This window comes from Peribacillus sp. SIMBA_075, assembly GCF_046534585.1.
Map to the genome: position 1 here is coordinate 1 of NZ_JAWRYN010000385.1, position 290 is coordinate 290.

Consider the following 290-nt stretch of genomic DNA (forward strand, 5'->3'; position numbering starts at 1 on the left):
TGCTGCGTGCAAGCGGTATTTCTTATCCGCAAATACTCGACGAGCTGATACATCTTGCACGGGAGCAGAGATGATCATGACTCGTAAAAAATTGCTAGCTGTTTCCGATGATGAAATTCGTTTGGACCGATCTGCTATTCATTACGGGCATCTCATCCTGGTTAACCGAGAGCATCCAGTGCAATTGAAAGAGTCATCTCTGGATCTTTTTCCAATAATTTACATTCGCTCATTTGATGAAAATGTTCAGTTGTTCCTCGAGAAAACATGCTTGCAACAGCTTTTCGCGT

The 290-nt window shown here is 42.8% G+C and carries 1 pseudogene; it reads left to right on the forward strand.

Features of this window, described 5'->3' with window-relative positions:
- Positions 1–76: 76 nt before the first annotated feature.
- Positions 77–290, forward strand: a pseudogene (locus SB775_RS28695) (D-alanyl-D-alanine carboxypeptidase family protein); the annotation flags it as partial.